Genomic DNA, 13,916 nt, shown 5'->3' with positions numbered 1-13,916 from the left:
TTTGTGATGAAGTGGGAAAAATGAGCCGAAGTGATTACAACGACTCATTAAAATTGAACAGGTTACGGACGAGTTGGGTTAATCGTGAGCGGCTCTAATGTGACTACTGCATTCACACCAGCACCTGGATGATCCACGTATGATGTGTCTTGCATTAGTGTGTAGTAAACGTCGACGAAGTCATCATCATTCGTTAGGACGCCGTCAGGGATCGTGTCGATGATCTTATTAGTGATTTGCGGAATAATCGCGTAAGCCTGAACTTCTGGATCTGGAATCGCTTTCAGCACTTCTCCAGCAACTTGAACGAGGAGTTTTGCCAACTGTTTATAGTCTGTACCATCATCTTGTTCCATGAGCACGATATCTGCAGCGCCCCAGCGGTAACGAGACCAGTGAATAATGATCTGATTCGGGTAGTAATCTTGGTTATCGTAGTCTAAGTATGGAAGCTCCACTAAATCGAGAGTCGGTTCATCACGACTTGGATTGACGCCCGTTACGATAGCGTAGATTTCTGCCTTGCCAGAGATCCAAGGTTCTTTGTCATCGGCTAGACGGATCTTTTTCAACTGCGTTGTTTGAATTGGAGCCGCTTCGCCCACTGTGCTACTTGACAATAGCGGTGCATTTTGGCGTTGTTCATCAGCAACGTATGGTTGAACTAAAGCTGGCTGACCGAGTTTTTTCATCTCAGCTTGCATAGCTTGCAAGCCTGCTTTTAGCTCAGCAGAGCTGTTGTTATCAACAACGAGTACAGGTACATCTGGGAGTTGGTAAACATCGAGTTGATGGATGTTGCCATACACATCAAATGCTTCGATATATTGCCAATTCTCATCATCACCACTTGGTTCAAATGCAAATAATGGCTCGACCTCGCCACTTTGCCATGCTGTTATCATGCTCTCATTCGCTAAACGAACTTCCAGCAACTGATCTGAGTATTCAGAAATACCTTTCCAGCTACGAATTTGAGTGTCAGCTTGTACAAGCTGATGGCTAAACTCGGAGTTGGGGTTTTGTTGAACAAATGCTGATACAGAGACGCTAGTCTGTTGTGGAGTAATATCTCTTCTCAACATGGGTTCAATGGCAGCATAGTTCTCACTCAATTGTTGAGCGAGGGCACGCTTCGTCTTAGTGATATCTTCCGCTTTTGCGTTGGATACACTGTTGACTTGCGTTTCCTCTGATTGGCAGCCAATAAGTGCTAATGTACTGAGAACAGACAGAATGATGGTTTTCTTCATAATATGTCCTTTATTGATTTTATGAAATAGAGTTAATAATCTATTCATGGTGAGAATATCACCGGACATAGATCATTGAATTTGCTTTTCTATCTTTTGTGTAAACTTTTCCCACAGGATCAAAATTTATAAACTTCTCTTTAATGACAGCAAATATCGTGTCGCCTCACTACTTTGTGTCTATTTCTTGTCTAAGAAAGCCAAAAGCCAGTGGCAATTAAGCTGCTGGCTTTTTTATTGAAGTCATTTCCCTGAGTAACAAGTGTTAGAACAATTTACTAGACCAACCAAGCTTGTTACGTAAAACGTGATAGTAGCTGTAGTCCTTGGGATGGATGAGTTTGAGCACATTTGGACTTTGATAGATGTGGATTTCGTCTCCTGGAGAAACAGGGAGAGACACTTGTCCATCACAGCTAACTTCTTGTGTTCCTCGGTTTTCTGGTGACACCACCAATTTAATTCGACGCTTTCCATCAACCACCAAAGGTCGACTCGACAAGGTATGAGGGAACATTGGCACGAGTGAAATGGCATTCAAGCTCGGCGAAAGAATTGGACCGCCGCCAGAAAGCGAATATGCGGTCGAGCCCGTTGGTGTGGAGACAATCAAACCATCGGCTCGTAAAGAGAAGGCGAAGCTTTCATCAATGTACACTTCAAATTCAATCATATGGGCAATTTGCCCTGGGTGAAGTACAGCTTCATTTAGCGCAGCGTTGTGGCTTTTAATTTGCCCGTGACGGTGTACTTCCGCTTCTAAGAGAAAGCGCTCTTCTTCAATATACTCACCGTCGAGTACCGCTTGCAGAGACGCTTGGAACTCGTCTGGGTTTAAGTCAGTTAAGAAGCCCAGGTTTCCACGGTTCACCCCTATGACTGGTACATCAAATCGGGATAAAATTCTTGCCGCGCCTAGCATGTTGCCATCCCCACCAACCACAATGGCTAGATCGGCATTTTTTCCTAGTTCAACTAAACTGGCAAATTGACTCTGCGGGATATCATCCAGTATTGCGGCAAGGCGATCGTCAATAAATACTTTATAGCCTTCAGAGGTCAGCCATTGGTACAACTCTTTATGAGTTTGAATTGCTTGTTGATCTCTTGGTTTTCCGATAATCGCGATCACGTTACATGGATTTTTCATAGCATTTCCGCATTAAAGAGGCTTGAATCAGGAATCTTCATCCCCATAATAATGGCAAGTCACCTAAATATGCGAATTTTTATGTGGTTAAAGCCCGCAAAAACGCGCATGGCTTTAAGGGCATTATGTTGAATTCTGGAGATATCATGAGCAACGAAGAAAACAAAGTTACAGAAGAAGAGCTTGATCAAATCATCGAAGAGGCTGAAAAAGTAGAAGCTGAAGCACAAGAAGTTGAAGCTGAGCTTGAAGAAATTGGTGATGAGACAGACGCTAAGATTGCTCAACTAGAAGCGGCACTATTGTCTAGCGAGGCAAAAGTAAAAGAGCAGCAAGATGCGGTGTTGCGTTCTAAAGCTGAAGTAGAAAACATGCGTCGTCGTACCGAGCAAGAAATCGATAAAGCACGTAAGTTTGCGTTGAACAAGTTTGCCGAAGAGTTGCTTCCTGTTATTGATAACCTAGAGCGTGCAATTCAAGCGGCAGATACAGAGAATGAAACGGTTAAGCCGTTCCTAGAAGGTGTTGAGTTAACACATAAAACGTTTGTCGACGTTGTAGCGAAATTTGGCTTGAAAGCAATCAACCCTGAAGGTGAAGCATTCAATCCAGAGTTCCATCAAGCGATGTCGATTCAGGAGAGCCCTGATCATGAATCAAACACAGTTATGTTTGTTATGCAAAAAGGCTACGAACTAAACGGCCGTGTGATTCGTCCGGCAATGGTAATGGTTGCTAAATAACCTTAACTGCCTGTTTTCAAATATAAAGCGCCCATCATTTTTTGATGGGCGCTTTTTTGTTTTAAACGTAAGTTGTTGTAATGAGCTTCATTGTATATCGATAAAATGGAAGTTTGATCCCCTTCATGTTTTTTCTTATTGGTTAATTATTTTCCTATAGGAGATTTCTTCTCATCTCACTGCGTGTTTATGAACGAAGAGGGCTATAAGTAATTGTAATCATTCGTTGTGTGAATGTTTGTCCTGCATAGGAATGTAAAGATAGTCATTTTTTCTACAACAATTCCGTTAACAAAAATGTAAATTATCACTTTATTTTGTAACCTTCGTGTGTATGATTTGCGACTAATGCTTTAAAAGTAAGTATATATAACTACAAAGATGTAAATAACAAACACAACATATCGGAGATTTATAATGGATAAATCGCTTTCTAGTAAGATTTTTATAGGCTTGTTTGCCGGCCTTGTGCTGGGAACAGCAATTCAGTACTTATTTAGCGGTATTGCGATTTTTGATACATACCTACTTGGAGCAGCAGAAGGCGTTGGCGGCATGTTTGTCTCGCTGATCAAATTGCTTGTTGTTCCTTTAGTTTACGTTTCAATCGTATGCGGCATTGTTGACTTGAAAGACATCAGTGCATTTGGTCGTCTTGGTGGAAAAACTTTTACCCTCTACATTCTTAACACCATCATTGCGATTACGGCGGCTTTGACTGTTGGTTTGATTTTCCAGCCAGGAGCTGGTGCTAATCTGGCAGGAACGGTATCTGAGGCCGTACAGCTGACGACGACAGAAACGCCGGACATTTTCTCTCTAGTTGTTAACATTGTTCCTAGCAACCCAGTACAAGCGTTTGCTAACGGCGACATGCTGCAAATCATCTTCATGGCAATTCTGACAGGTCTTGCAATTCAAGCTTTGGATTCTCGTGGTGGTCCTGCCATCCGCACGTTCAAAATGGCAAATGAAATCATGATGAAACTGGTTGGGTTAGTGATGAGTCTTGCGCCATATGGTGTGTTCGCGCTAATGATTCAATTGGGTGCAACATTAAACGCCAATACATTGATGTCCGTGGCTGGTTATGTGGCCTTGGTGGTTGCGATGTTGGTGTTCTGGATCTTCTTCTTCTATCCAATGGCAGTAAGTCTTGCGACAGGGACCTCTCCAAAGACTTTCCTACGTGCAACTCGTGAGCAGATTCTGTTCTCTCTATCTACCGCGAGCTCAAACGCGACTATCCCGGTAACGATGCGTACACTGACAGAAAAGCTTCAGGTTTCTAAATCGGTTGCTGGCTTCGGTGTACCACTGGGCGCAACGATGAACATGTCTGGTGTGTCTATCTATATTGCTCTAGCAACGATGTTTGTTGCGAACGCTTTTGGCCAGCCAATTAACACCGCAGACATCTTCACGCTTGGTTTAACTATTCTTCTATTATCTATTGGTGCTGGTGGCGTTCCTGGAGGCGGCGTGGTAATGGTAGGCGTTTTGCTTCACCAACTAGGCTTACCACCTGAAGGCTTGGCAATTATTGCTGCGGTTGACCGTATTAATGACATGTTCTGTACGTCTTCAAACGTTGTGGGTGACACGGCGGTAAACACCATTGTTGCAAAAACAGAAGGTGAGATTGGTAAAGAAGAAGGCGTTGACGCTGAGCCTGCTCAAGCGAACGCATAATGTCTTGAATCATTTATTTTAACCCTAATATTGAAACGAGCTCTTATGAGCTCGTTTTTTTGTTTAGGAAGAGTCGGGCATAAATACATTTACCTGAGAAATGGTGTTTTGTTGCGCTACAGCAGTGTGACGAGTTCCCAACTAATCAGAAAGAAACACATAAATTTCGAAAAAAGACGCTTTTTTTTAATTCTGCCCTTGAAAAGCATTTTGCCGCCCTTATCTATGTGGCATAGAGAAGCAAACATTGATTATTTTTGTTTGTGAGCAAGGGTTGAAACCCGATTCTCCTCCCCCCACATTGGGGTTATAACCAAACGAAAATAGAATTTATTCGGAGATAGCCAGATGGGTAAAATCATTGGTATTGACTTAGGTACTACTAACTCATGTGTTGCTGTATTAGACGGCGACAAACCACGTGTAATTGAAAACGCAGAGGGCGAACGTACTACTGCATCGGTTATTGCTTACACTGACGGTGAGACGCTAGTAGGTCAACCTGCGAAACGTCAAGCAGTAACTAACCCAGAAAACACGCTATTTGCAATTAAGCGTCTAATCGGTCGTCGTTTTGAAGACGAAGAAGTTCAGCGTGACATCCAAATCATGCCTTACAAAATTGTTAAGGCTGACAACGGTGACGCTTGGGTAGAAGCAAAAGGCCAAAAAATGGCGGCTCCTCAGGTTTCTGCTGAAGTTCTTAAGAAAATGAAGAAAACTGCTGAAGATTTCCTTGGTGAGGAAGTAACTGGCGCAGTTATCACAGTACCTGCTTACTTTAACGATGCTCAGCGTCAAGCTACAAAAGATGCTGGCCGTATCGCAGGTCTAGAAGTTAAACGTATCATCAACGAACCAACAGCAGCAGCGCTAGCTTACGGTCTTGATAAGAAAGGCGGCGATCGCACTATCGCGGTATACGACCTTGGTGGTGGTACATTCGATATCTCTATCATCGAAATCGATGAAGTTGAAGGCGAGAAAACATTCGAAGTTCTAGCGACTAACGGTGATACTCACCTTGGTGGTGAAGACTTTGATAACCGCCTAATCAACTACTTAGTAGACGAGTTTAAGAAAGAGCAAGGTATCGATCTTAAGAACGATCCACTAGCAATGCAGCGTGTTAAAGAAGCAGCAGAAAAAGCGAAAATCGAGCTTTCTTCTACTTCTCAAACTGACGTAAACCTACCTTACGTTACTGCAGATGCAACTGGTCCTAAGCACATGAACATTAAAGTGACTCGTGCAAAACTAGAATCTCTAGTTGAAGACCTAGTACAACGCTCTCTTGAGCCACTAAAAGTAGCTCTAGCTGACGCTGATCTATCAGTAAACGACATCACTGACGTAATCCTAGTTGGTGGTCAGACTCGTATGCCAATGGTTCAAGCGAAAGTTGCTGAGTTCTTTGGTAAAGAAGCGCGCCGTGACGTAAACCCTGACGAAGCAGTAGCAATGGGTGCTGCAGTTCAAGGTGGTGTACTTGCTGGTGACGTTAAAGACGTACTACTACTAGACGTAACTCCACTGTCTCTAGGTATCGAGACAATGGGTGGCGTAATGACTAAGTTAGTTGAGAAGAACACAACTATCCCAACTAAAGCGAACCAAGTTTTCTCTACAGCGGAAGACAACCAGAGCGCGGTTACTATCCACGTTCTACAAGGTGAGCGTAAGCAAGCGATGTACAACAAGTCTCTAGGTCAATTCAACCTAGAAGGCATCCAGCCTGCACCACGTGGTATGCCACAAATCGAGGTTACTTTTGACCTTGATGCGGACGGTATCCTACACGTGTCAGCGAAAGACAAGCAGACTGGTAAAGAGCAGAAGATCACTATCCAAGCTTCTGGCGGTCTAAGCGATGAAGACATCGAGAAAATGGTTCAAGAAGCAGAAGCTAACAAAGAAGCGGACAAAAAGTTCGAAGAGCTAGCGACTGCACGTAACCAAGCTGACCAAATGATTCACGGTACTCGTAAGCAAGTAGAAGAAGCTGGTGAAGCACTACCTGCAGAAGAGAAAGAGAAGATTGAAGCAGCAATTTCTGAGCTAGAAACAGCGCGCAAAGGCGAAGACAAAGAAGCTATCGATGCTAAAGTTCAAGCACTGATGACCGCTTCTCAAAAACTGATGGAAATCGCTCAACAACAAGCTCAAGCGCAGCAAGCACAAGGTGCTGACGCCGATGCACAGTCTAAAGAAGACGACGTTGTAGATGCTGAGTTCGAAGAAGTTAAAGACGACAAGAAATAATATTTCTTAACCAGATGGCTGCAAAGCCATCAGGGGTCGATAAGACTTCGTGTGCGGGCGTTTGGGGCAACTCTTACGCCCGTCTGTTTGTAAACGCTGTCTTTCTAGTTAAGTATGTTGCGGATAAGTACACTTACCTAGAACGATACAAACACCAAGCGGTGAATCGATGCCGTTTGTAGTAATTAACTGGTGACGAAGAACATGTCAAAACGTGATTTTTACGAAGTATTAGGCGTAAGCCGTGATGCCTCAGAGCGCGATATCAAAAAGGCGTACAAGCGTCTAGCGATGAAATTCCACCCAGACCGAAACCAGGGTGATGAGTCTGCGGCGGACAAGTTTAAAGAAGTAAAAGAAGCGTACGAAGTTCTGACCGACCCTCAAAAGAAAGCGGCGTACGACCAGTACGGTCATGCTGCTTTTGAACAAGGCGGCGGTGGTTTCGGTGGCGGCGGCTTTGGTGGCGGCGGTGCTGATTTCGGCGACATCTTTGGCGATGTATTCGGCGACATTTTTGGTGGTGGTCGTCGTGGCGGTGGTGGTCACCGTGCTCAACGTGGTGCGGACTTACGTTACAACATGGAACTGACGCTAGAAGAGGCGGTTCGTGGTGTAACGAAAGAGATCGAAGTACCAACACTAGTACACTGTGATACCTGTGATGGTAGTGGCGCGAAGAAAGGCTCATCTGCTGAAACATGTGGTACCTGTCATGGTCATGGTCAAGTACAGATGCGCCAAGGCTTCTTCGCAGTGCAACAAACCTGTCCAACCTGTCACGGTAAAGGCAAGATCATTAAAGACCCTTGTAATGAGTGTCATGGTCAAGGTCGTAAACAGAAAACCAAAACACTTAACGTTAAGATCCCTGCAGGTGTTGATACTGGCGACCGTATTCGTCTATCTGGCGAAGGTGAAGCGGGAGAGATGGGAGCTCCAGCGGGTGACTTGTATGTACAAGTGCACGTGAAAGAGCACCATATCTTCGAACGTGATGGTAACAACCTATACTGTGAAGTGCCTGTAAGCTTTGCGATGGCGGCTCTAGGTGGTGAAGTTGAAGTACCAACTCTAGATGGTCGCGTAAGCCTAAAAGTACCTTCAGAAACGCAAACAGGTCGTATGTTCCGCATGCGTGGTAAAGGTGTGAAAGGCGTCCGCGGTGGCGGTATCGGTGACTTGATTGTTAAGTTGGTTGTTGAAACACCAGTAAACCTAAGCTCACGCCAAAAAGAGCTGCTTAAAGAGTTTGAAGAGTCTTGTGGTGGTGAAGCGGCGACAAAGCACAAGCCTAAATCAGAAGGCTTTTTCAACGGTGTGAAAAAGTTCTTTGATGATTTAACCAGCTAGGACGTTAGTGAAAAGCACAAATACAAAGGCCTGCTAAAATGCAGGCCTTTTTGCATCTCGGTGTTCTTTTTAATTCCAGCAATTACTTGGTTCTTCGACATTTGTTGACGTTAAAGTAATCGTTTTAGCGCCAGTCAAGCACTCGTCGTCGTCTTGTCCTAGAGCTGATTTTGCTGTTGCTGTAATGGTATAGGCCGTACTTGCAGAGCTCGCAATATTGAAAGAAAATCTATCTGTGTCTGAATCACATAGAGTGCATGTGCCTCCAGAGATAATATGACTCCAGTCGTACCCACCATCATAAGATGTCTCTAGCTCTAGCTGAATTCGACTAAGATCGCTCAAGGCAACCGTCCTATGAGACTTGATTACATGATTGGTGTAAGAAGGGTAGGCGACAGCCGCAATGATCCCGACAATCACTACGGCTATCAGTAATTCGATCAATGTCATCCCCCCCAATCTTTTTTTGTAGCTGTTACAGCGAGAAATTCGAATCATCACGAGTAGTTTCCTTTTCACTTTTCCGCCTATTTTTGGCAGGTGATAGCATCTGTGCAAGATGAATTACGGCCCTTTTGCCGTTTACATAGGAATTTGGGAAATGCCTCGCGGGTTTACGTTGTTGGAGCTTCTTATTACTGTTGCTGTCTTGTCAGTACTACTACTTTTTGTCGCCCCAAGTTTTTCAAAAGTTAGCCAACACATGAAAATAGTGAATTTAGCCAACGAATTACAGGGTTTTTTGATCCAAGCGAAATCGGAATCGGTGATGAGAAATCAAGATTTGTGGGTTCATATTCAAGGCTTGCCTTCATCCACCGGAAGCTGGAAGCTCACACTCTCGAGTGTATCGAATGTCACTGACATTACTTCAATGAATACTGTTGCTGAGCTGCAAGGTCATCTATATCGGGGTCTGGTGGTGTCGAGTAATATAACTAGCGTCAAGTTTGATCGTGTTATGGGGAATCCCAAAAATGCGGGAAGTATTCAGCTGAAGAAATCTCAAGCGGATAACAGTCCGATAAAAGTAACTGTTCATAACGGAGCAGGGCGAGTAAAAGTGTGCGCTATGAATGAGGCAAAATATGGCTTTGAACAATGCTAAACAGCAGGGGAGTACACTTGTTGAGTTTATGATTGCTGCGTTGTTAGGAGTTGTCGCTTTGGGCATTGTTGGCGCAGTGTTTCTTTCTAACCAAAAAACAGCTGTGCAGCGAAGCAAGGAAATAATGCTACTTCAGCAGATGAGTAGTGTAATTCAACAAGTGAAAGAGGATATTCAGCGAGCTGGATTTAATGGTATTACGACAAAATCAATGATGCTTTCCGGTTCTCCTAGCGTTCTATATCAACAATCCGAAAAAATCGGTTATGTTTATCGAAATACAGCAAGCTCTGTGAGTAATACGATATATCGGTTAAAGGATAATATGTTGGAATATTGCCAGGATGATTCACCATCACCTTTAAGTGTCGTGTCTGCTGCTAGTGGATGTTTTGATCTTTTTGATCCAAAGCAAATTAAAGTAACTCAATTTGGTGTTAGTCGAACATTACTATCAGGTTCGTCAATAGATAGTGCGTTTATTTCTATTTCAATGGCCGCTGAATTAAAAAATGATCCGGCAATTTCTCACGCCATTTTATTACAAGTTCAGCAAAGGAATTGGCAATGATACGTAAGCATCAACAAGGAGTGGCCACGTTACTTATTACTTCCATACTGCTCTCTGTCGCTTTGGTTGTGACGTTAGGCTCATATAAGAATCTATTTTATCAAATTAAGCGTGCGCAGAATGAAGTTAGTTCTCGGCAACAGCACTGGGAAGCGGAAGGAGGGCTTGAGTGTCTATTTGCTTATGTCACAGATGATGTATCCATAGTAAACGAGCTCATCCCAATTAATCACAATAATTTAAATACCTTATGTAAGAGGGAATTAAACCTTAGCCAGCTGAACGTTACTGATATAGGGGCAGGAGTCTATCGTATTAATTCTATATCTCACAATGGTTGGGCCCAGCTCAATAAAACTTTCAGTACACTAAGTAATCGTGGAAAAGGAGCGATACAAACCACATCCAAGTTAACTACTTATGGTGATTTAAAGGTTCATCCAGATGCGAAAGGTGATCTTAATTCTGACAATTTGTATGAATGCATATCACTGACTTATCGGTATAGTTATACCATGGAAGGCGGAAGCACAGGATCAAAATATAACACTGCATCAATAAGAGCGAATAGCTTATATGATGGTTCTCCTGCTGGAGGGTGTACCGCTGCAACGACAACCAATGTTACAGTAAAAGCTGGGAATGCAATTACGAAAACTAATAAACCTGAAACTTCTGATCCGCAGCTAAAAGGCGATTTTGTTTATGACTCGGAAGTCGATCCATTCCAAACCTTTTTTGATTACAAAAAAACACCGGAAAATATTGATAAAGTCAAAGCTTCATTTCCGAAAGCTGGGAAAATCAATTTGTCAAATGCGACACAGTGTAAATCAGCTATCGAAAATGCTTTTAAGGAAGTAGATAAGGTTTGGATTACTGGTGACTGCGCCATTCACGGGAATTTAGCACTTCAAGGCAACCATGAGAAATATACGTTAGTTATTCAAGATGGTATTTTTATCAATACTGGTTCAACAACATTTCAGGGTTCGCTTTTTCATTTAGTCGATAAAACTAAACCACAGTTTGCTCCTGATGAGTTAAAAAGCTATTGGGAAAGTTTGTTCTCGAATGCTGATGGCTCACCGACTAATTTTACCATTGGTAAACAATATACTGATCTTACACAAACTGTTTATGTTGATGCAGGGGCATTTCACGCAACGGGTGGTTATGGTTTTGATACTGATGGGTTAAAAACCTCAATTGCGGGCTCAATGGAGTTACTATTTGATTCCAGCAAAAGACCTACAACAAGGAGAAATGATGTTCGTTGGCAAGAGGGAAGTTGGAATGCCAAGTAAACAACATGGTTTTAGTTTAATTGAAATAATGATTTCTTTTATTTTAATTGGTGTCGGTGCTCTTGGATTGGTTAAGTTGCAAGCTTACATTGAGCTGCGGGCAGATTACGCGATGCATAGCATTGAAGCGCTAAATCTTGCTGAGCAGAAATTAGAGTGGTTTCGTACGCGTGGGGCTCTTTCTGCAGTCCCCTCGATGCCCGCCGCTAATTTTGATACAAATATTGTCTCTGGGGAAGATACTACGCACCCCTTGTATACTTTATCTTGGTCTGTGCCAACGGCAACTCTGTCGGGCGCACTTAAAACGATACATATGGAAGCTCTATGGCAAGATCGCCACGGTAAAATACAATCGGTAGAGCTGAAAACCATGATCTCTAAACATAGCGAATTTGATTAAATAGTCTAGGTTCCTGTTTTACGCCGATTCAATCAAAACCGATTGGAGTTCTTTGGATAAGGTGTTCACTGTCCGCGTTGCCCTTTTTATATTGAAGAGAATTATTTCTTGCTTCTCATCACGTATAGTTTCTTTTCTTAAAACTATCTATTCATCGCTCTATGCAACCTCTGTTTTTGCCAGCTCGTTTACTAAATGTATATGTTGATTTTTCCATAATGTTTCAGGCTTGTATCTTTGGTTTTGTTTTTTTGCAAAATATGTCTCCAATTATGAAAAAAAATATAGAACCTTGTGCTTTCTCCATTAGTGTTTACTAGAATACTCGTTGGATAGTAGGCCGTCATAATTACTCAAATAGGCCTTGGCACCAACATCATTCACTATGGAGTTACCATGAGTAACCAAGCTGTAAATAAGGCACCATCATCGAAGCCGAGCGGGATGGAGCGCTTTTTAAACTTTATCGAGAGGACAGGTAACAAAATCCCTGATCCTGCGATTTTGTTCTTCTGGGCATTGATCATTACTTGGGCGGCGTCAGCACTTTTATCGAATGTATCATTCGATCTTCCAAACCCTCGAACGGGCGAAGCTCTTACTATCACCAACTTACTTACGGGCGAAGCGCTAGCAAGTTTCCTTGCTAACATGGTGACGACGTTTACTGGCTTTGCGCCATTGGGTATCGTGCTTGTCGCAATGCTAGGTGTGGGTGTTGCAGATTCTTCGGGCTTTATTACGACGGGTCTTAAGAAGATGCTGAACTTCACGCCAGCTAAGCTTCTTACTCCAATGCTTATTTTGGTTGCTATTGTATCGCATACTGCGGCAGATGCAGGCTATGTTCTGGTTATTCCTCTGGGCGGTATTATCTTCCATGCGGCAGGTCGTCACCCTCTAGCGGGTATTGCGGCAGCATTTGCAGGTGTATCTGGTGGCTTCTCTGCAAACTTTATCCCTTCTGGTATCGATCCACTACTTGCAGGCTTTACGCAAACCGCGGCGCAGGTTCTTGATCCTGAATACGTGGTTAACCCATTAGCGAACATCTTCTTTACTGGCCTATCTTCCATCATTATTGTGGGGATTGGTTGGTACGTGACAGAGAAAATCATCGAGCCTCGTTTATCAAAAATGCCAATTGATGACGATGCGGAAACCGCGCCAAACCTAGGTTCATTTACTGAACTGGAATCAAAAGCATTCCGTTATGCTGGTTGGGCAATGATGGCGGGTATTGCCTTACTTGTTGCAGCATTAATTCCAGAAACATCAGCGCTACGCTCGCCTGAAGGTGAAATTACGGCCTTCTCAGCACCGATCATGAAGTCTATCGTTCCGCTGATCTTTATTCTGTTTATCATTCCTGGTTACGTTTACGGTAAAGTGTCTGGAACGTTCAAGACCAGCAACGACATTATCAAAGCGATGGCTGACACCATGTCAACCATGGGCGCATACATTGTAATGTCGTTCTTCTGTGCTCAGTTCTTATCTGCATTTGCTCAGTCAAACATCGGTACGATGCTAGCGTTGTATGGCGCAGAAGGCTTAAAAGCGATGAACCTACCAGGTGAAGTGACCATCATCGGTATGATCCTTCTAACCGCGTCTGTAAACCTACTTATTGGTTCGGCATCGGCAAAATGGGCTTTAATTGGTCCAATCTTAGTGCCAATGCTAATGGCGGTTGGTATCTCGCCTGAGCTGTCTCAAGCGGCTTACCGTGTGGGTGACTCTGTATCGAACATCATTTCACCTCTAATGGTATTTTTCCCTCTTGTAGTGGTTTACTGTCAGCGTTATGTGAAGTCGGCTGGTATCGGTACGCTTGCGTCACTAATGATGCCATTCTCGATTGCAATGCTGATCGGTTGGTCTATCTTCCTAGTTGCTTATTGGATGGTAGGTATCCCGCTAGGCATTCAAGCTCCTTACACTTACACAATGTAAAAACGTGTAGGTAATTGGCAGCCGAAAAGCGCAGGTCTTCGATCTGCGCTTTTTTGTTCTCGCAAAACGAACATCGATAGGTCTTGTAACTAGGTTTTTTGGAGTTGCAAACTTT

The 13,916-nt window shown here is 43.3% G+C and carries 12 protein-coding genes; 9 read left to right on the top strand and 3 right to left on the bottom strand.

The window, feature by feature from the left end:
• Positions 1–62: 62 nt before the first annotated feature.
• Positions 63–1,253 (bottom strand): DUF3103 domain-containing protein, encoded by a 1,191-nt coding sequence (locus tag NL644_RS20165; protein WP_084742357.1) that lies wholly within the window; start codon positions 1,251–1,253, stop codon positions 63–65.
• A gap of 265 nt (positions 1,254–1,518) precedes the next feature.
• Positions 1,519–2,403, bottom strand: coding sequence for an NAD(+) kinase (nadK, locus tag NL644_RS20160; protein WP_005391462.1), 885 nt, complete (start codon positions 2,401–2,403; stop codon positions 1,519–1,521).
• A 146-nt stretch (positions 2,404–2,549) separates the two neighbouring features.
• Between nadK and grpE the strand changes: the two genes are divergently transcribed.
• From grpE to dnaJ, 4 genes are all read left to right on the top strand, one after another.
• Entirely contained in the window at positions 2,550–3,146 is a 597-nt protein-coding gene (gene grpE, locus NL644_RS20155; protein ID WP_012842091.1) for a nucleotide exchange factor GrpE, read from the top strand.
• Between the two features lie 417 nt (positions 3,147–3,563).
• The gene (locus NL644_RS20150) at positions 3,564–4,838 is read left to right on the top strand and encodes a dicarboxylate/amino acid:cation symporter (RefSeq protein WP_012842090.1); all 1,275 of its coding nucleotides are present in this window, start codon (positions 3,564–3,566) and stop codon (positions 4,836–4,838) included.
• Positions 4,839–5,186: 348 nt separating this feature from the next.
• Positions 5,187–7,100, top strand: coding sequence for a molecular chaperone DnaK (gene dnaK / locus NL644_RS20145; protein WP_005391455.1), 1,914 nt, complete (start codon positions 5,187–5,189; stop codon positions 7,098–7,100).
• 204 nt (positions 7,101–7,304) lie between these two features.
• Positions 7,305–8,453: a molecular chaperone DnaJ gene (dnaJ, locus tag NL644_RS20140; RefSeq protein ID WP_005391453.1), complete on the top strand. Its 1,149-nt coding sequence runs from the start codon at positions 7,305–7,307 to the stop codon at positions 8,451–8,453.
• A 69-nt stretch (positions 8,454–8,522) separates the two neighbouring features.
• Here dnaJ and NL644_RS20135 read toward each other — a convergent pair whose 3' ends face one another.
• Entirely contained in the window at positions 8,523–8,954 is a 432-nt protein-coding gene (locus tag NL644_RS20135) for a type IV pilin protein (protein ID WP_114323829.1), read from the bottom strand.
• A gap of 103 nt (positions 8,955–9,057) precedes the next feature.
• On the opposite strand from NL644_RS20135, the gene NL644_RS20130 reads away from it, so the two are divergent.
• The 5 genes from NL644_RS20130 (at position 9,058) to NL644_RS20110 (ending at position 13,801) form a co-directional block, all read left to right on the top strand.
• Positions 9,058–9,564, top strand: a complete 507-nt coding sequence (locus NL644_RS20130) for a Tfp pilus assembly protein FimT/FimU (RefSeq protein ID WP_114323828.1) — start codon at positions 9,058–9,060, stop codon at positions 9,562–9,564.
• Positions 9,545–10,135 carry a pilus assembly protein PilW gene (locus NL644_RS20125; protein WP_046874320.1) on the top strand — a complete coding sequence of 197 codons (591 nt, stop codon included), beginning with the start codon at positions 9,545–9,547 and terminating at the stop codon, positions 10,133–10,135. The genes NL644_RS20130 and NL644_RS20125 overlap by 20 nt, the downstream gene beginning before the upstream one ends.
• A complete protein-coding gene (locus NL644_RS20120; protein WP_006741845.1) occupies positions 10,132–11,442 on the top strand; it encodes a hypothetical protein in 1,311 nt (436 codons plus the stop codon). Before NL644_RS20125 ends, NL644_RS20120 begins: the two co-directional genes overlap by 4 nt.
• Positions 11,432–11,845, top strand: a complete 414-nt coding sequence (locus NL644_RS20115; protein ID WP_012842085.1) for a prepilin-type N-terminal cleavage/methylation domain-containing protein — start codon at positions 11,432–11,434, stop codon at positions 11,843–11,845. Before NL644_RS20120 ends, NL644_RS20115 begins: the two co-directional genes overlap by 11 nt.
• Before the next feature lie 396 nt (positions 11,846–12,241).
• Complete coding sequence (locus NL644_RS20110; RefSeq protein ID WP_017635695.1) at positions 12,242–13,801, top strand: AbgT family transporter; 1,560 nt, start codon at positions 12,242–12,244, stop codon at positions 13,799–13,801.
• Positions 13,802–13,916 lie beyond the last annotated feature (115 nt).

Source organism: Vibrio sp. Y10_XG_PY6, from assembly GCF_024181795.1.
Lineage (GTDB): Bacteria > Pseudomonadota > Gammaproteobacteria > Enterobacterales > Vibrionaceae > Vibrio > Vibrio diabolicus.
This window is presented reverse-complemented; position numbering and strand designations above follow the sequence as displayed.